Consider the following 17,433-nt stretch of genomic DNA (forward strand, 5'->3'; position numbering starts at 1 on the left):
CATAGACTGTGGCATTCTTATTAGCTAAGAGAATGCACTAGTCACATACTTCCGGTGAACCTTCACGCTGAGGGGCGCGGAATGAAGTGCCGCATCCGCATGAAGCGATAGCATTCGGGTTGTCAATTGTAAAACCGCCACCTAGCAGGGATTGCTTATAATCAATCTTTGTTCCCTGCAAGATAGGAGCGTCTTCTTTATTTACAATGATTTGCAGCCCGAATTGCTCATCTATAAAGTCATCATCGCTTTTGTTAGTATCGAAATTCATACCATATGAAAGACCGCTACAACCGCCGCCGCGAACTGCGACGCGTAAATAAGAGCCTTCTTCTTCATTGTGCTTCATCATTTCCTTGATTTGGAAAGAAGCAGCCTCAGTTAAAATAATTACTTGTTTTTCAGCTGTCATCACAGTCACCTTCCTTTCTTCTATCATATCAATAGTGTTTCCCATCTGACAACAAAACTGATTTGAAAATCAGTCAAATAAAATTGATACGCCGCTACTAAAAATTGTTATAATAGGCATAGGAATAAATTACGAGAAGGAATGAAAAAAGATGGAGATTTCACCCTATTATGAAAAGAAAATCGAATGCTTGCATTGTAAAAAAGACTTTTCGACGTTAAAAGTCCGTTCAAAGTTCATAAAAGTCGCTGATACAGACACGGACTTTATGCCTATTTACGCAGAGGGTGATGTGCCAGCTATGTACTACAATGTGTTTGTTTGTGAACATTGCGGCTTTTCTTTTACGGAAGACTTTTCCCGATATTTTGCTCCGGGAACGGCAGAGGAAATCAAAAGCCAGATCACGACTAAATGGGTCCAGCACAGTTTTAACGGAGAACGTACGGTGTCGGAGGCAATCCAAGTATATAAGCTTGCTTTATTATGTGCCAATATAAAAAAAGAAAAACATGTAGCTAAGGCTGGGCTGGCTCTTCGTTTGGCATGGTTTTACCGGTCTCTTCAAAATGAAGCACAGGAGCGCCGTTTTATGGGTATTGCGCGAGATCAATATTTGGAATCCTTCTCAACAGAGGATTATGCGAGTACTCAAATGTCCGCAACACGTATTATGTACATGATAGCAGAACTTTCCCGCCGTTTAGATGATATGGAAAATGCTACACGATTCTTTTCAAAGGTAATCGAAAGCCAGCGAGCCGGCGGTGAAGCAAAAGTAGTTGAAATGGCGAAAGAGCGCTGGGAAGAGGTACGGGCTGACCGTGATAAAAAAAATACGCCATAAACAATAACAAAAAGCGGCCCCTTATCTTTATAAGAGAGCCGCTTTTACTCTGTTAATGAGGCATGGACAAAATGCCGATCATTAAAATACTTGTTCTACTTCAACAATTCCTGGTACTTCTTCTAAAAGGGCGCGTTCAATACCAGCTTTTAATGTGATTGTAGAACTTGGACAGCTGCCGCATGCACCTAAAAGACGTAATTTTACAACACCGTCTTCAATATCTACTAATTCGCAGTCACCGCCGTCGCGTAATAAAAATGGACGTAATTTATCTAAAACTTCCTGTACTTGTTCTTTTTGTTCGATTTCTGTCATTTCACTCGACTCCTTTCACTAAAATCATTATAATGTGAAGAAAACAAAAAATCCAATACTTAAATACTGAAAGGTTGGAATAAAAATGATTGAACCGAAGGCAATGATTGAAGTATATGGAGCTGACATTATATGCGCAAGCTGTGTCAATGCACCTTCTTCTAAGGATACATATGAGTGGTTACAAGCAGCCATTTCCCGAAAGTTCCCTGACCAGGAAGTAAAATATCGCTTTATCAATATCGAAGAAGCACTTGAGAATGAACGTGACATTGATTATGCTAATCGAATTCAAGAAGACGAATTTTTCTATCCCCTTGTCCTGGTAAATGATGAAGTAGTAGGGGAAGGATATGTGCAAATCAAGCCGGTATATGAAGCGTTAGAAAAATTGGGATACAGCGCAAAATAAATAGTTTGAAGTTTTCAAAGCCGTTTGAATACCCCTTGTTATTCAAGCGGCGTTTCTTTATACTATGAAAAGTGTATAAAACCTATTATTTTAGTATGTTTTATAGCTCCTTTTGAATTAGATGACAATTTGTTTTATGATGGACTTAAGATGTTGAAGGGGGTTCAAATCCTATGGATGTTTTGAACGTATTAGATAAGCTTGACCAGGTGGAGATTTTTTTCGAACCCATCTATAGCGCAGATGAACATATTATCGTTGCCTATGAAGTAAGCGGGCGCATTGTAGAGGGAGAATCGGTAATCGATATCACAACATTTACATATAACGAAGATATACCAGAGGAAATCCGTGCAGAAGTAGAACAGCTAGTCGTGCGCCAGGCAATCGAAAAGGTTGGAGAAGAACTGGAGAACGTTGATTTATATATCCCATGTAATCCGAATCTGCTGGTGCTGGATTTTGGAGAAAGCTATTTTTCTTTACTGAAGGAATTAGTGGATGAGGAGAAACTTTCTCATATTATCCTTGTGATGAATGACTACTTGTTTACTACTGATTTGAACCAGCTGCACCATCTGATAAAATATATTCAAACATACGGGGTAAAGGTATCACTATCCAATGTGGGGGCGCATAGCCAGTTGGATTCCCTGCTATTGCTTGAGCCGAGCGTACTTTGTATTGATGTAGACCAGCTGAGCTATAATAAGTGGGGCAACCAAAACTATGTATTTACGACGCTGCGCACATTGGCTCTGAAAATGGGGGCTTCCTTAATGGTGAGCAAGGTGGATACACTCTATCAATTACAGCACGGCTGGAAAAACGGAGCACGCTACTACAAAGGAGCCTATCTTCAAAAACCGGCAAAAGATTTTATTCCGCGGGATACACTAAAGCCGCGGTTCCGGGATGAATGTAAACAGTTTATAGCAACAGAAAAAAAATTGATCACACATAAGCTAGAAGAAATAAAATTACTTGAAAGAAAAATTATTTCAAGTGTGGAATCGATCATACCAACAAGTAAACAGGCCGATAAGCTGATGGAATTGGCAAAAAAATTACAGAATTATGCATTCAGGCTTTATATTTGTGATGGAGAAGGGTTCCAAACGACACCTAATATCTGCTGGAAAGAAGGTAAATGGGTGATAGAAAAAGAAGCGCTGCGAAAAAATTGGAGTTGGCGACCCTATTTTCTCGAAAACTTGCTGAAAATGCGCCAGGAACAAATTTCAGACCTTTCCAATGCTTATTCGGACATTGAAACGGGAGAATTAACACGTACATTCAGCATGGCTCTGCCGAATAACGAATACTTGTTTATTGATATTTCCTACGATTACTTGTATGAACATAATATTGTGAATTAAATTACTGCAAGCCGCTCATTCTATTTATAAGCTGGGCGGCTTTTTAGTGTTTGAAAAAGGCATGGGGTTTCTCTTTTGCAAATGCAGACTCTTTTCAAAAGTTTATTTCCTATTTTTCCTTCCTTTGAATCTAGAGTGTTGAAATTCCAACTTAAAAGGGCTAATATATAGGATGTAGATATTTTGTCGAAAATATGTGGACCTAGCGTAATAAACTATTGAAGTATAAAATGGTACTTCATTTTTTGTTTGCCTTGCGCTGGTACAAAAAATTAAAGGGGTTTTGATTTCAGTGAAAAGACCGACAATCTTAGTATTAGGCGCAGGATATGGTGGATTGACTACCGTTGTAAATTTACAAAAAATGGTTAGTGCAGACGAGGCGGAAATCATCTTAATCAACAAAAATGATTACCACTATGAAACAACTTGGTTACACGAGGTAGGTGCCGGTACAATTTCTCCGGACAAGGCCCGTTATCCAATTTCCAGTGTTATTAACCATAATGTACGTTTTGTACAAGCAACGGTTGAAAATCTAGATGTGAATACGAAAAAAGTAGAAACTTCTGCGGGCGAATTCACGTATGATTATTTAGTAATCGGTTTAGGATTTGAAGGAGAAACGTTTGGTATTAAAGGATTAAAGGAATATGCACTTTCTTTAACAAATATCAACACAGCACGCCAAGTACGTGAGCATATTGAATATCAATTTGCTTCATGGTCATTGGATGAAGTAAAAGATGACAGCAAATTGACAATCATTGTAGGTGGTGCAGGCTTCACAGGTATTGAGTTTTTAGGAGAACTTGGTAACCGTATTCCTGAACTTTGCAAAGAATTTGATATTCCACAGGAAAAAGTTCGCGTTCTGTGCGTAGAAGCAGCTCCAATGGTACTGCCTGGATTTGATCCGCAGCTTGTAGAATATGCAAAAACACAATTATCGAAAAAAGGTATCGAGTTCTCAATCGGTACGCCGCTTGTGGAAGCAACTCCAGAAGGCGTTAAGATTAAGAAAGGTGAAGACGAATTTGAATTCGTTAAAGCCGGTACAGTTGTATGGGCTGCAGGGGTTCGCGGAAACAGCTTAATTGAAACTTCCGGCATCGAATCAAACCGTGCACGTATCGCTGTTCGCAAGGATATGCGTGCTCCTGGATTTGACGATGTATTTGTAGTAGGTGACTGTGCGTTCCTATTAAACGAAGAAGCAGGTCGTCCATACCCGCCGACTGCTCAAATCGCTATGCAGCAAGCAGTAAACATTGCAAAAAATATCAAGCATTTAATGAAAGGTGAAGATACAGAAACATTTGTATATGATGACAAAGGTGCTGTATGTTCTCTTGGTCATGATGATGCAATCGGTAATGCAATGGGCCGCAAATTCACTGGTAAAACAGCATCTGCTCTTAAGAAAGTGGTTGATGACCGTGCACTATTCCTAGTAGGCGGCGTTGGCTTAACATTGAAAAAGGGTAAATTTAAATTCCTTTAATTTAAACGAAATGCAGGAAAAGTCATTGTCACTTTTCCTGCATTTTTCTCTTAGTGAACAAGAGGGAAGTGAATATTTCTCTTTGTAGAAGATAATCGCTATACTAATAATAGAATATATAAAGGGATTGGTAGAGAGATGAAAAAGGATCGTGGAAAAGTATGGCTCGGAGTCAGTGGTGTAGTAGAAAATGAGAATGGGGAATGGCTGGTTGTCAAAAAGACATATAGCGGATTGAAAGGTCGTTGGTCTCTTCCGGCAGGCTTTGTCCAAGAGGGAGAAACGATTGATGAAGCAGCAGTGCGGGAAGTAAAGGAAGAAACAGGTATTGATTGCTATGTGAAAGGTCTTATCGGATTTAGAACAGGTGTAATCCGAGGGGAGATCAGTGATAATATGGCGATTCTCTATTGCGGCCAAGTAGACGCTTCCCAATCAATTGTCGTACAGGAAAGAGAGATTTTAGAAGCACATTGGATTTCACCAAAGCAGCTTGCAGTAGATGAGCTCTCAAACATCATGCTAAAGGAAATAGCGAAAAATGATATAAAAAGAAATGCGGTGGACATTGTAGAAGACATCGTGCCTGAAGAGATTTTTGGCTACACGCAATATAATCTATTTATTAAAAAGTAAAATAACAGATATAATTACCGAGCAGTTAAACTCTTATAAACAATTATCTGATTATTTTAAAAATATTTTCCCCTCTTCTTTCATACGTTGCAATAAGCGTAAAGAAGGGAGGAGGAGTTTTATTATGAATGCGATTTCGATCGTGATCGGTGCTATCTGTATACTCGTCATCGGTTATCGTTTGTATGGCTACTTTTTTACGAAGAAAGTTTTAAAAATTAATGAAAAAGAGCCGACACCAGCGCATCAGCTAAAGGATGGAAAGGATTATGTCCCCACGAACAAATGGGTGGCGTTTGGTCATCATTTTGCGGCTATTGCTGCGGCGGGACCGCTTGTAGGGCCAGTGCTCGCAGCCCAGTTTGGCTATCTGCCGGGGTTGTTATGGCTGCTGATTGGGGCCGTCATCGGAGGAGCTGTGCATGATGCGGTTGTGCTATTTGCTTCGATGCGGAGGAAAGGAAAATCCTTGTCTGAAGTAATGAAGGAGGAGCTGGGACCTGTCGCAGGCTTTTGTACAGGGCTTGCAATGCTATTTATCATTACCATTACTATGGCAGGGCTATCGCTTGTTGTATTAGGAGCACTTGAGCGTAACCCATGGGGGACGTTTGCGGTTGCTATAACGATTCCAATCGCTATTTTAGTAGGCATAGCATATAAGAAGACGGGCAATTTGCTTGTTACATCTGCTGTAGGCTTTATTTTGCTGATGATCGGTGTATTTTTGGGTCCTTCTCTACAAGGTACATGGCTGGGAGACCTGCTGACATTAGAACGTGATACTTTAGCACTTATTTTACCGATATATGCATTCTTCGCGGCAGCTTTACCTGTTTGGCTGCTTTTGGCTCCCCGTGATTATTTGAGCAGCTTTATGAAGATAGGGGTATTTGTTGCCTTAATCATTGGTGTGTTTATTGTCAATCCCGTTATCCAGTTCCCGGCCGTTATTCCTGACTTTTTAGGAGGCGGCGGTCCTGTTGTAGCAGGACCGGTCTGGCCATTTGTATCCATTACGATTGCCTGTGGCGCTATATCGGGCTTCCATGCATTTGTCGGCTCGGGCACAACACCAAAGATGCTGAATCGTTGGGAGGATATCCGGGTAGTTGGTTTTGGGGCCATGCTTGTAGAAAGTTTGGTAGGTGTCATGGCGCTTATTGCAGCTACGTCTTTACATCCAGGCGACTATTTTGCTATTAATTCAGCGCCTGCTGTTTTTGCTACGCTCGGGATGGATACAGTGAACCTGGGCATGCTGGCTGATCAAATCGGTATGGATTTGGAAGGGCGCACTGGTGGAGCTGTAACATTAGCTGTTGGGATGACGTATATTTTCACGGGAGTACCTTGGTTTGCGGATATGTCCTCATATTTTTATCAATTTGTCATTATGTTTGAGGCAGTTTTCATTTTGACAGCCATTGATGCGGGAACAAGGGTAGCCCGCTATCTCATTCAGGATTTCGTAGGGGAAATCTATAAACCATTGAAAAAAACAGATTGGATGCCGGGAGCTATTTTTGCGAGTGCCCTAGCCTGCTTTATGTGGGGGTATCTATTGTACTCGGGTGATATCAGCTCTGTTTGGGCATTGTTCGGAGTGTCCAATCAATTAATGGCCTCGATCGGTTTGGTGTGCGGTGCGACGATTATTTTGAAGATTGCGGACCGGCGTATCTATGTGTTGACTTGTATCATTCCGCTTGTCTATTTATATGTAACAGTAAATGTGGCAGGAATATGGATGGTGAAAAATGTATATTGGAACAGTCAAGCAGGAGGCTACTCCATACTAAATGGTGTGCTTTCAATTATTATGCTGATTCTTGGTCTTATCATTGTCGTGACTGCTATTAGAAAATGGAAAGATCTATGGAATAGCAAACGATATGTAAATGGTGTGGCAGTAAATACAAGAGTGTAAGCAATCCCCCTATAAGCCTGGCTTATAGGGGTTCTTTTATGAGATCTATTATTTATATTCATTGACAGCTCCTTTGTCCGTTTCATGACGATATGGATATATTCATTGAAAGCCCACTTTTTATCAGGTAAACTAATGTAAGGAAAAATGGAGGGTTTACATAGAATGAATGATGTTTCTTTAGTCCAATTAATTATTTCGGTCGTGCTATTTTTCGTCATGTTCTTTGGCATTGGCTTTTTGCTGAACATGTTGCTGCGGATGACATGGCTGATGGCCATCGTGTATCCTGTTGTTGTCATCTTTATAGTGGATGAAAAAGGGGTGAGTTTCCTAGATTATATTTTTAAGCCGGGGACTGCTTTTCCAGCACTGATGGATAGGCTGCAAGTATTACAAGTTGTGGATATCGTTATTTTATGCGGCGGTTTTGCTGGAGCGATTGTGTCAGGGATTGTCATGATTTATTTACGTAAAGCAGGATATAGAATGTTTTAACATGCATCGGAATGGATGCATGTTTTTTTATTCCTCCGTATTATCTACTTTGAGATTTACAAAAGCATAATAGAGGATTCACTATAACAGCTCCACAGAGTAATTTAGAGTGGAAGAATAATTAGCTTTTTATCCGTCTTGCTGTATTGATTGGAGATTAACTTATATAGAGAGGAATATTAGCTGCTCAAGGGGGATTATTCTGCTGATTACTTTCTGTAACAAAACATTACGGGCAGCAAAAGGATATAGTAATCTATTGAAAGAATGGCAAGCTGAAATCATCAGAAGGATCTGAATTATCTTTATTCCAGTCGCAGCTATGACCTACTGTTTATATGTTAGACGAAAAAATCGGCTTTATTTATCGCTTCACATAGCTTATATCGCGGATATGTGTAGTGCAGTGTTTTCACTGGTTGAGGGTGTATTGTATTATAACGGAAAGAAAATATAGAAAAATGCACACCTTGCTTAATAAGGTGTGCGAAAGGGAGTTTGGAAATCGTTTTGTCCGTTAATGAAGAATGACAGAATAGACGGCACAGCTAAAGAAGATACCAGCCAAGGCTCCTGCCAGCACTTCGCTTCTTTTATGGCCGAGCAAAGTTTTTAATTCCTCTATTTTTTCTTCTTCATTCATATTGGGCCAACGCTTAATATCGCGGAAAAAAATTTGTAAATCACGGCGGATTTCATTTAATGCAGCTGCATGCTGTCCAGCTTGGTAACGAATGCCGCTTGCATCATACATAACGATCGAGGCAAACATGGCTGCAACTGCAAATAAGGGCGTATCAAACCCGGCTTCAAAGCCTACAGCTGTAGCTAAGCTGGTAACGGCTGCTGAATGGGAGCTAGGCATACCGCCTGTAGAAGTAAGGAGTGACCAATCCAGTTTTCTTGTCATAATGAAATGGACAGGTACTTTAAGGATTTGGGCAAAAAGGATTGCCAATAAGCTTAAAATAAGAGGAGTATTTTCCAGCAAGGCCATCGCCACCGTTCCTTCCCTATGGGTTATTGCTCCCATCATAACATATTTTGAAAATGATGAAAAATTATGAATTTCGATATCCGAAATAATAGAATCGATGTATAATAGGGTGGATAAACCATTTAGGAGGAAGTAGCATGAAAATCGAAACTGAAAACAGAACATTCGAAACAATTTCAACAGGAACACTCATTATTGGTGTTCAAAAACATCGTGAACAGATGAAAAATTGGGAGGCATTCGGCGGCTTTTTCGACGCATCCCTAGAAGAATGGATCCGTACTGGCGAAATTAGCTCAGATCGTAAAAAGTTGACGAAGTTTCCGGTGACTACAGCAAATGAACAGCTGAAGCGTGTATTGTTTGTAGGACTTGGAGAAGGAAAGTCATTAACAGAAGAAGAGCTGCGTGAAGTGTTTGGATTGGTAGGTAAAGAACTGAAATCGCTAAAGGTAAACGATTATGCTATTTGGCTGGATTCATTTGCTACACCAACAGTGGAAGAAACAGATGTTGCATTTTTAGCAGGTGAAGGAATCGGTATGGGCTTTTATACAATACCGAACTACAAAACAACTTCCAACGAAACTGAAACGTATCTTGATCGTGTGGAGCTTATGACAAATAGTGATCTAGAAGAAGCGGCGGCAAGCTTTGATGTAGGCCGTATTTATGCAGAAGCGGTAAATGAAGCCCGCAGTCTCATTAATTTACCACCAAATCTTTTGACAGCTACGGATCTGGCAGACTATGCGGTAGAGCTGGCGAATCAATATGGTTTCGAAGTGGAGATTCTAGATAAAGCACAGTTGGAAGAGCTGGGCATGGGCGGTATTTTAAGTGTAAATCAAGGTTCTACCGAAGAACCAAGAATGATTACGCTGAAATATAAAGCAAACGACAACTGGGAAGATGTAGTAGGCTTCGTTGGAAAAGGTGTAACATATGATACTGGCGGCTACTCTTTGAAACCACGTGAAAGCATGGTCGGTATGAAGGGGGACATGGGTGGAGCAGCAGCAGTCCTAGGTGCGATGAGAATTATCGGAGAAACACGCCCTAATCGCAATGTAGTGGCAGTCATCGGTTCTACGGATAATATGGTATCGGGTACTGCCTTTAAGCCTGATGATGTAATCACAACGTACAGTGGTAAAACTGTAGAGGTGTTGAATACAGATGCAGAAGGCCGTCTTATATTAGCTGATGCAATGACTTATGCAAAACAGCAGGGGGCAAACTACCTGATTGATGTAGCAACGCTGACAGGTGGGGTAATCGTAGCGCTGGGAATGGATAAAACAGGTGCTTTAACAAACAATGAAGAATTCTTTGAAAGCTTTATGGAAGCGGCAGTAGAAACAGGAGAGTTCGTATGGCGGCTTCCATTGACTGAAAAGGATAAAAAACGTATCCGCAAATCAGATCTAGCTGATTTGAATAATTCACCTGGCCGTGATGGACATATGATTTTCGGAGGCGGCTTTGTCGGTGAATTCGCGGAAGATACACCTTGGATCCACCTGGACATCGCTGGTACATCGGATGCCTCTTCTCCCCATGATTTAGGGCCAAAAGGCGGTACGGGGGTTATGGTGCGTACGCTGGCTGCATTTGTGGAACAATTCTAAGTGGTAGGGAAAAACGATTTCTCATTTTATAATGAGAAGTCGTTTTTTATTTTATTTTTTACATGGGAATTCGCAGAGAAAGTATTAATTCCCTTAACTCTTTTTCATTCTCTTTCATCCAACAACCTATACGATTGATAAAAAATACAGCATTAATCCCCAGCAGAGAAAACAACCCCGCATAGCCAGCTCAACCTTCTCATATTATAGCTATAGAAACATAGTATAGTTGAATAATTATAGTCAGGAAATTCAGAAATGTTTTTGAAATTGCCTTTTTATCCTTTTATAATCAGGATAAGTATTCAAATGAAAAAGGATACATTCGTGTTAACTCGTACAGACGGTATGATGTACGGACCTTCAAAGCGTTTGAATATTACATGTTGAACCGGATGAAGCAACGTATGCAGACTTCTCAAGCTTGAGAGGTCTGTTTTTCTATGCCAAGACCAAATCCCGGGAATTCTCTTTCATTTTTTCAGCAGACTTCATAGGCAGCATAAAGGATAAGGGACTATACACTTTTTCCGCGTATAACCTGCTGTTTGTAAAAAAGAAGTGAAAACCTGGAGGAGACGCCTTGATACCGGCTTTTTCATAAATATAAAAAAAGGAAGTGTGATTATGCTGAGGCCCTATCGATTCGTATAGTACCTAGTTATTTTATATATGGAGAAACTGATGATGTTTTGGCTGTTAACCTCAATTAACATTTTATCGTTCTGCCTTCTAGGCTAATACCAAAGTATAATAGCACTTTCCTCATACGATACTGTAGAGGAGGGATTCGATGGCAAGGTTCTACGGGGGAGGCAGATTTGTAGGCCCGGGCTTTGGCTATTTTGGCGGTCCGTTTATAGGTGGTCTTTTAGGTGGGGCTCTTGGAAGTGCTCTTGTTCCAAATTATCGGCCATATCCATATTATGGCGCCCCATATCCGTATCCATATCCGTACCCATATCCATACCCTTATCCATACCAACCGTATAGACCATATTAAAAAGCACAAATCCGCCCCACGGTGGATTTGTGCTTTTCTTATTTAATGCCTTGTTCTTTTTTCATGCGGTGGATCTCTTCTTTTAAATCGTCATGTGTTGTCCCGCTCCATGGCTTTACTCCCGCGATATAAGAGGAACGGCTCATAATATGCCCCCCTACAGGACCGGTAATAAAGATGAAAAGAATTCCCAATAAAATCCGCGCATTGAAATGGCCCTCAATCAGCCAAAAATGGAGGAATACACCGATTAAAACACACATGACTCCGAGTGTAGCACTTTTGGAAGCTGCATGGGCCCGGGTATAAAGATCAGGCAAACGAAATAACCCGATCGCTGTAACGACGATAAATAACACGCCGACTGCTATAAAGAAAACAATCAATATATTAGCGAGAATTGTCACGTTCAATGATGTCTCCTTTCTCTATGAATTTAGAGAAAGCAACCGTACCGATAAATGATAAAATCGCCAGGAGTAGAATAATTTCCAGGAAGAAACTTGTTTCTACCATAATGGAAAACAGCCCTACAAGTGAAATGAGACAGACACCGATTGTATCAAGAGAGATGACCCTATCAGAAGCGTCAGGACCTTTTACTAAACGATAGATGATCACAATCATTGAGAGAGTAATGAGGACAATGGATCCCCAAATAAAGTATGTCATGTACGGCTCACCTCCAGAATAGCTTTTTCGAATGAATCACGTATCGATGCAATTGTTTCGTCAATATCTGCCGCATCAATGGCGTGGACATATAAATATTTATTATCATCGGAAATATGGACAACAACTGTTCCAGGTGTAAGAGTGATCAAGCTGGATAGAAGCGTGAGCTCCCATTCTTCGGTTAAGGCTGTTTCATACTTGAAGAAGGCTGGCTGCATATCCAGTTTCGGTTTTAGTACAACTTTTAGCACCGCAATATTAGCGAGAATTAACTCCTTTAGAAACAAGAAAGTTAATGCAATAATCGCCCATACCCTTCCGATGTAAAGACGGCTTTTAAAGAAGCGGCGCATAATAACGAGGGCGATAGCCCCTAGTATAAAGCCAATAAGGAATCCATTGGCACTGTAATTCGCAGATAGGAACATCCATAAAAACGCTAAGGAGAAATTAAGCAGGATTTGAAAAGCCACTTTATTTTCCTCCTTTCATGACGGCGTCTACATATATGCTTGGATCTACAAGGATTTTTGCCGCATTGTCCATAAATGGTACAACCCATTCCGAACCAATTCCATAAGCGACTGAGATAACTACAAGGACGGCTGTTGGGAAGAACATACGGTTATAGCGGTGTTTTTCTATAGTGATACGTTTCCCTTCCTCACCCCAAAATGCGTAGATAAAGATCCGGATTACCGATAATAAGACTATCAAGCTTGAAGCCAGCAGGAAAATGCTGCTCCAAATATTGCCTGCTTCAAATCCCCCTTGGACAATGAGCAGTTTTCCAACAAAACCACTTAAAGGCGGAATCCCGGCAAGTCCAAACGCAGCAATCAAGTAAAACCATCCTAACGCAGGGTATGTCTTCATGAGACCGCCCATATTTCGGAGATCCGCTGTTCCTGTAACATAGATTACCAAACCGACAAGCATAAACAAGACAGCCTTAATAATCATATCGTGCACAAGATAGAAGAGAGCACCCTCCAGACCTGTTTCATTCATCTGCGCAACACCAAATAAAATGACACCGACTGCTATGACAATATTATAAATAATAATTTGTTTTACATTAAATGTGGCAAGCGCACCAATGCATCCAGCCAAAATGGTTAAAACGGCTAATATGAGTAGCAGTTTATGTGTATAGGAAACATCATGTACGAAAAAGAGCGTGTATGTACGCATAATCGCATAGACTCCAACCTTTGTGAGCAATGCTCCAAATAATGCAAGAACAGGAATAGGTGCTGCTCCGTATGAACTCGGCAGCCAGAAGTAAAGCGGGAAAATCGCTGCCTTCAATCCGAATACAAGCAGGAATAGCACGGCGATTGTCGTAATAATACCAGGCTGGTTAATTTCCGCAATTTTTACTGAAATGTCTGCCATGCTTAATGTCCCGACGACGGAATATAAATATGCTACTGAAATAACAAACAAGGCGGAGGAGATGACGTTAACCAAAATATATTTGATAGACTCCCGAAGCTGTCCCTTCTCTCCTCCCAGCACGATCAATAGATAAGACGACATTAAGAGCACTTCGAAGAATACAAACAAGTTGAAAATATCACCTGTTGTAAAAGCACCCGTCACTCCGGTTAAAATAAACATAATACCGGGATAATAGAAAAATTGTTCCCGCCCCCGGCCGATGGATTCAAAACCATACCAAACGATGAAAAAGCCGAGAACAAAAGTAGTAAATACTAATAGTGAAGACATACCGTCTGCTACCATTGTAATTCCGTATGGGACAGGCCAGTCGCCGAAAGTTACAGATTGGATTCCTTCATTTTTCACTTTTACCATTACAAGAAATGCCATAAAGGCGGCGCAAAAAAGCGCCAGCAAAGAAAGAATACGTTGTAAACGCACATTTTTATGCAGGAATATGAGTACCATTCCCGTAAAGAAAGGAATAAGAATGGGAATCAATAGGAAGTTAATCATCTTCTTCACTTCCTTTCATTTTAGTCGTATCATCCGTTCCAAGCTCCTGATAAGCGCGGTAGGCGAGCACAAGGAAGAACGCCGTGACACCGAACGAAATAACAATCGCTGTTAAGATGAGCGCCTGCGGAAGGGGATCTGCATAGTCCGTTACACCCTCTCCCAGTACAGGAGGGCTTTCGCCTCCGAGACCTCCCATCGTTAAAATAAGCAGATGAGCACCGTGACTTAAAAGTCCAGTTCCAATAATGATTCGTAAAAGGGAACGGGATAAGATTAAATAAATAGCGGCCATGAATAGGAATCCGCATACAAAAGCCATTACAATCTCCATTATTCATCCTCTCCTATCGTTTGAATAATGGTCATCGTCACACCGACAACAACTAAAAATACGCCCAGATCAAACAAAGCGGCTGTATGAAGTGATGTCTTTCCAATTAGCGGTAAGTGGAAATAATCATAGAAATGGGTAAAGAATGGTTTTCCTACAAACATAGGAAAAGCGGCCGTTCCTAACGCCAATATTAATCCGATTGCCGTCATATACATATAATTCACAGGCAGAATCATCTGCACCGTTTTTAAATCATAGGCAATTACAAGAAGAACAAGGGCACTGGACATTAATAGACCGCCCACAAATCCTCCCCCTGGCGTATAGTGTCCTGCAAAGAAAATATGGACAGCAAAGAAGAAAATGATGAAGAACACAAATTTCGAAGTGAATTGAAGAATTAAATTATTTGTTCTCATTACTTTTCTCCTTTCTGCTTAAACGAAGCTTAATCATTGCGTAAATGCCCATACCAGCGATAGCCAGTACTGTAATTTCAAATAATGTATCGAATCCACGGTAGTCTACTAGGATAACGTTTACGATATTGCCGCCGCCGGCAAGTGAATACACTGTCTCCTTATAATAGCCGGAAATCGACTCTACTAATTTTTGTGAATGGGCTGATAATGCTAATAAAGTCACCATAGCGCCAACACCAAACGCAATAAGGGCACGTCCTACCTGGAAACGCATCCGTTCTTCAACACGTCCGAGCTTAGGCAAATGATAGAAAGCCATCAGGAATAAAGCGACGGAAATCGTCTCGATGACCAACTGTGTTAATGCAAGATCCGGTGCATTGAAAATAACAAAGAATAGAGCGACTGTGTAGCCGACTGCTCCTAGACCAATGATCGCTGTAATACGTGATTTGGCAAATAAAGTAGTAAGCGTTCCAATTACTAATACGATGAGCAGCGTCACATCGTATAAGGCAATAGGGGAAACGTTTTCAAAAGATAAGCTGAATGCATCTTTAAAGAAAAGGGTACCGATCACAATGCTGACAATTGCAGCAAACATATACGTTAAATATTTTCGGATGGACTCTGTCATATATAGACTTGAGAAACGCTCCATTGCCGTATCCAGTACTGTATTCATAATAAAATCATACAGCCGGTTCAAAGATAGCCATTCGGGAATTACCCGATAGATTTTCTGCCATTTAGGAAGCAGAGCAAATAATAGCAGTCCCGCCGCCACAATACCGACTGTCATCCAGAATTCCGGCTTGAATCCGTGCCAAGCCTGTACCGCAATATCCACCTCATCAGGTGAATCATATAAAAATGGCTGGATTGCTGCGACAGCAGGTTTTACAAAGAGATCTCCAACAATATTCGGAATGAAAAAGACTACTACAACAAGACTAGCAAGAATAACTGGGGAAACCAGCATACCAATCGGTGCTTCATGCGGTTTTTTCGGTAATTTCTCTGCCTGCAATTTTCCGGTAAAAGTTTTAAATACAAAGTAAAAGCTATAGACAAATGTAAATACACTTGCAATCCAGGCAAGAATCGGGAATAATACACCAAATGTTTCGAAGTTAAATAAATCAAATTCTTTAACTGAAAGCATTCCCGTCAAGAACATTTCTTTACTCAGGAAACCATTGAACGGCGGGAGACCAGCCATGGAGAAGCTGCCGATTAATGCAACAGTAAAGCTGACTGGCATGAGACTCATAAGTCCGCCTAATTTCCTAATATCGCGGGTCCCTGTTTCATGATCTACAATTCCTGCAATCATGAATAGGCTTCCTTTGAATGTTGCGTGATTGATCAAGTGGAAGATTGCTGCAAATCCAGCATATTTAAATATAGTGCCTGCTGCATCTTCTACATGGAAAGCCATTGCTGCCACACCAAGAAGCGACATAATAAGACCAAGCTGACTGACTGTGGAGAAGGCTAAAATCCCTTTTAAATCCGTTTGCTTGGAAGCAAATAAGGATCCCCAAAGCAAAGTAAGCAGGCCTATACCGGCAACGAGCCATACCCATACTTCGGAAAGGGCAAAAATTGGCGTAAAGCGTGCTACTAAATAAATACCTGCCTTTACCATTGTAGCGGAGTGAAGATAAGCCGATACAGGTGTCGGCGCCTCCATTGCGTCAGGCAGCCAGATGTAGAATGGAAACTGAGCAGATTTCGTAAATGCCCCTAGTAAAATTAGTACAAGCGCCAGGACGAAATAATCATGTGTCACTATGCTAGGTGCCTGGACAATTAACTCGCGGATGGAGAATGTTCCACCCATCAGTGATAAAAGAACGAAACCGCCAAGCATCATCAGCCCGCCGGCAACTGTAATCATCATTGATTTTAAAGCTCCAAAACGAGACTTATCACGATTGAACCAGTAACCGATTAACAAGAAGGACGAAATGGAAGTTAACTCCCAAAACAAGTAAAGGGTAATGACATGGTCGGATTGAACGACCCCAAGCATCGCTGTCATAAACATCAATAAGTAAATATAGAAATTATGCAGCTGCTCTTTTGTTTGATCCAAATAGAAAATGGAATATAGGACAACCAACGAGCCAATTCCTGTTATAAGAATGGAAAAGAGTATGCTCAATCCATCTAAATAGGAAGTGAACGAAATATCGAGGGAAGGTATCCACTCCATTGTGGCAACGACTGATTGTCCATTAATCGTTTGCTTAACAAATGTGAGGTAATAGCCGAGTAAAATAAGGGGTACCAACAATACAAACCATCCCGTATGTATAGCCCGAACTTGCTTAAATAAAAACGGCAATAAAATTGCTGCGATAATCGGGATGAATATGGCAAGGACTTGCATCACCACGCCTCCTTTCAAGAAATATTATTTTCAATAGTCCAATTATAACGTACTTCTAATAGAGATGCATAC

The 17,433-nt window shown here is 40.8% G+C and carries 19 protein-coding genes; 9 read left to right on the forward strand and 10 right to left on the reverse strand.

Translation table 11 applies throughout. The features are described from left to right. Positions 1-37: 37 nt before the first annotated feature. Entirely contained in the window at positions 38-412 is a 375-nt protein-coding gene (locus BOD01S_RS09015) for a HesB/IscA family protein (protein ID WP_036156925.1), read from the reverse strand. A gap of 151 nt (positions 413-563) precedes the next feature. On the opposite strand from BOD01S_RS09015, the gene BOD01S_RS09020 reads away from it, so the two are divergent. Beyond that, the gene (locus tag BOD01S_RS09020) at positions 564-1,259 is read left to right on the forward strand and encodes a DUF2225 domain-containing protein (RefSeq protein ID WP_036156924.1); all 696 of its coding nucleotides are present in this window, start codon (positions 564-566) and stop codon (positions 1,257-1,259) included. A gap of 81 nt (positions 1,260-1,340) precedes the next feature. Here BOD01S_RS09020 and BOD01S_RS09025 read toward each other — a convergent pair whose 3' ends face one another. Further along, on the reverse strand, positions 1,341-1,577 hold the full coding sequence (locus BOD01S_RS09025; protein ID WP_036156922.1) for a NifU family protein: 237 nt from the start codon (positions 1,575-1,577) through the stop codon (positions 1,341-1,343). 85 nt (positions 1,578-1,662) lie between these two features. On the opposite strand from BOD01S_RS09025, the gene BOD01S_RS09030 reads away from it, so the two are divergent. From BOD01S_RS09030 to BOD01S_RS09055, 6 genes are all read left to right on the forward strand, one after another. Continuing rightward, positions 1,663-1,989: a YuzD family protein gene (locus BOD01S_RS09030; RefSeq protein WP_036156920.1), complete on the forward strand. Its 327-nt coding sequence runs from the start codon at positions 1,663-1,665 to the stop codon at positions 1,987-1,989. Between the two features lie 173 nt (positions 1,990-2,162). Beyond that, on the forward strand, positions 2,163-3,368 hold the full coding sequence (locus tag BOD01S_RS09035) for an EAL-associated domain-containing protein (RefSeq protein ID WP_036156918.1): 1,206 nt from the start codon (positions 2,163-2,165) through the stop codon (positions 3,366-3,368). 292 nt (positions 3,369-3,660) lie between these two features. Further along, positions 3,661-4,872 carry an NAD(P)/FAD-dependent oxidoreductase gene (locus BOD01S_RS09040; protein ID WP_036156916.1) on the forward strand — a complete coding sequence of 404 codons (1,212 nt, stop codon included), beginning with the start codon at positions 3,661-3,663 and terminating at the stop codon, positions 4,870-4,872. Positions 4,873-5,010: 138 nt separating this feature from the next. After that, a complete protein-coding gene (locus tag BOD01S_RS09045; RefSeq protein WP_036156914.1) occupies positions 5,011-5,508 on the forward strand; it encodes an NUDIX domain-containing protein in 498 nt (165 codons plus the stop codon). Positions 5,509-5,632: 124 nt separating this feature from the next. Further along, the gene (locus tag BOD01S_RS09050; RefSeq protein WP_036156912.1) at positions 5,633-7,438 is read left to right on the forward strand and encodes a carbon starvation CstA family protein; all 1,806 of its coding nucleotides are present in this window, start codon (positions 5,633-5,635) and stop codon (positions 7,436-7,438) included. 165 nt (positions 7,439-7,603) lie between these two features. Further along, entirely contained in the window at positions 7,604-7,936 is a 333-nt protein-coding gene (locus BOD01S_RS09055) for a YuiB family protein (RefSeq protein WP_036156910.1), read from the forward strand. A gap of 517 nt (positions 7,937-8,453) precedes the next feature. Here BOD01S_RS09055 and BOD01S_RS09060 read toward each other — a convergent pair. Further along, positions 8,454-8,969 (reverse strand): divergent PAP2 family protein, encoded by a 516-nt coding sequence (locus BOD01S_RS09060; RefSeq protein ID WP_407655994.1) that lies wholly within the window; start codon positions 8,967-8,969, stop codon positions 8,454-8,456. A 101-nt stretch (positions 8,970-9,070) separates the two neighbouring features. On the opposite strand from BOD01S_RS09060, the gene BOD01S_RS09065 reads away from it, so the two are divergent. Both BOD01S_RS09065 and BOD01S_RS22535 read left to right on the forward strand, forming a co-directional pair. Then, complete coding sequence (locus BOD01S_RS09065) at positions 9,071-10,564, forward strand: leucyl aminopeptidase (RefSeq protein WP_036156905.1); 1,494 nt, start codon at positions 9,071-9,073, stop codon at positions 10,562-10,564. A 793-nt stretch (positions 10,565-11,357) separates the two neighbouring features. Next, complete coding sequence (locus BOD01S_RS22535; protein WP_081978026.1) at positions 11,358-11,567, forward strand: hypothetical protein; 210 nt, start codon at positions 11,358-11,360, stop codon at positions 11,565-11,567. Positions 11,568-11,605: 38 nt separating this feature from the next. Here the strand turns inward: BOD01S_RS22535 and mnhG are convergent, their stop codons facing one another. The 7 genes from mnhG to BOD01S_RS09100 are packed head-to-tail and all read right to left on the reverse strand — an operon-like array spanning position 11,606 to position 17,364. Beyond that, positions 11,606-11,974: a monovalent cation/H(+) antiporter subunit G gene (gene mnhG / locus BOD01S_RS09070; protein ID WP_036156903.1), complete on the reverse strand. Its 369-nt coding sequence runs from the start codon at positions 11,972-11,974 to the stop codon at positions 11,606-11,608. Beyond that, a complete protein-coding gene (locus tag BOD01S_RS09075; protein ID WP_036156901.1) occupies positions 11,958-12,239 on the reverse strand; it encodes a Na(+)/H(+) antiporter subunit F1 in 282 nt (93 codons plus the stop codon). The genes mnhG and BOD01S_RS09075 overlap by 17 nt, the downstream gene beginning before the upstream one ends. Beyond that, positions 12,236-12,715: a Na+/H+ antiporter subunit E gene (locus tag BOD01S_RS09080; protein WP_036156899.1), complete on the reverse strand. Its 480-nt coding sequence runs from the start codon at positions 12,713-12,715 to the stop codon at positions 12,236-12,238. The genes BOD01S_RS09075 and BOD01S_RS09080 overlap by 4 nt, the downstream gene beginning before the upstream one ends. Position 12,716: 1 nt before the next feature. Further along, positions 12,717-14,204, reverse strand: a complete 1,488-nt coding sequence (locus BOD01S_RS09085) for a Na+/H+ antiporter subunit D (protein ID WP_036156897.1) — start codon at positions 14,202-14,204, stop codon at positions 12,717-12,719. Further along, positions 14,197-14,538 (reverse strand): Na(+)/H(+) antiporter subunit C, encoded by a 342-nt coding sequence (locus BOD01S_RS09090; protein WP_036156895.1) that lies wholly within the window; start codon positions 14,536-14,538, stop codon positions 14,197-14,199. Before BOD01S_RS09090 ends, BOD01S_RS09085 begins: the two co-directional genes overlap by 8 nt. Next, positions 14,538-14,960, reverse strand: coding sequence for a Na(+)/H(+) antiporter subunit B (locus tag BOD01S_RS09095; protein WP_036156894.1), 423 nt, complete (start codon positions 14,958-14,960; stop codon positions 14,538-14,540). Before BOD01S_RS09095 ends, BOD01S_RS09090 begins: the two co-directional genes overlap by 1 nt. Further along, the gene (locus tag BOD01S_RS09100; RefSeq protein WP_088321719.1) at positions 14,947-17,364 is read right to left on the reverse strand and encodes a Na+/H+ antiporter subunit A; all 2,418 of its coding nucleotides are present in this window, start codon (positions 17,362-17,364) and stop codon (positions 14,947-14,949) included. The genes BOD01S_RS09095 and BOD01S_RS09100 overlap by 14 nt, the downstream gene beginning before the upstream one ends. Between the last annotated feature and the right edge of the window lie 69 nt (positions 17,365-17,433).

This window comes from Lysinibacillus odysseyi 34hs-1 = NBRC 100172 (assembly GCF_001591965.1).
GTDB lineage: Bacteria > Bacillota > Bacilli > Bacillales_A > Planococcaceae > Lysinibacillus_B > Lysinibacillus_B odysseyi.

Coding starts and splice junctions, on each gene's coding strand:
- BOD01S_RS09015 (WP_036156925.1), bottom strand. CDS start 412: ATGACAGCTGAAAAACAAGTAATTATTTTAACTGAGGCTGCTTCTTTC.
- BOD01S_RS09020 (WP_036156924.1), top strand. CDS start 564: ATGGAGATTTCACCCTATTATGAAAAGAAAATCGAATGCTTGCATTGT.
- BOD01S_RS09025 (WP_036156922.1), bottom strand. CDS start 1,577: ATGACAGAAATCGAACAAAAAGAACAAGTACAGGAAGTTTTAGATAAA.
- BOD01S_RS09030 (WP_036156920.1), top strand. CDS start 1,663: ATGATTGAACCGAAGGCAATGATTGAAGTATATGGAGCTGACATTATA.
- BOD01S_RS09035 (WP_036156918.1), top strand. CDS start 2,163: ATGGATGTTTTGAACGTATTAGATAAGCTTGACCAGGTGGAGATTTTT.
- BOD01S_RS09045 (WP_036156914.1), top strand. CDS start 5,011: ATGAAAAAGGATCGTGGAAAAGTATGGCTCGGAGTCAGTGGTGTAGTA.
- BOD01S_RS09050 (WP_036156912.1), top strand. CDS start 5,633: ATGAATGCGATTTCGATCGTGATCGGTGCTATCTGTATACTCGTCATC.
- BOD01S_RS09055 (WP_036156910.1), top strand. CDS start 7,604: ATGAATGATGTTTCTTTAGTCCAATTAATTATTTCGGTCGTGCTATTT.
- BOD01S_RS09060 (WP_407655994.1), bottom strand. CDS start 8,969: ATGGGAGCAATAACCCATAGGGAAGGAACGGTGGCGATGGCCTTGCTG.
- BOD01S_RS09065 (WP_036156905.1), top strand. CDS start 9,071: ATGAAAATCGAAACTGAAAACAGAACATTCGAAACAATTTCAACAGGA.
- BOD01S_RS22535 (WP_081978026.1), top strand. CDS start 11,358: ATGGCAAGGTTCTACGGGGGAGGCAGATTTGTAGGCCCGGGCTTTGGC.
- BOD01S_RS09075 (WP_036156901.1), bottom strand. CDS start 12,239: ATGACATACTTTATTTGGGGATCCATTGTCCTCATTACTCTCTCAATG.
- BOD01S_RS09085 (WP_036156897.1), bottom strand. CDS start 14,204: ATGATTAACTTCCTATTGATTCCCATTCTTATTCCTTTCTTTACGGGA.
- BOD01S_RS09090 (WP_036156895.1), bottom strand. CDS start 14,538: ATGGAGATTGTAATGGCTTTTGTATGCGGATTCCTATTCATGGCCGCT.
- BOD01S_RS09095 (WP_036156894.1), bottom strand. CDS start 14,960: ATGAGAACAAATAATTTAATTCTTCAATTCACTTCGAAATTTGTGTTC.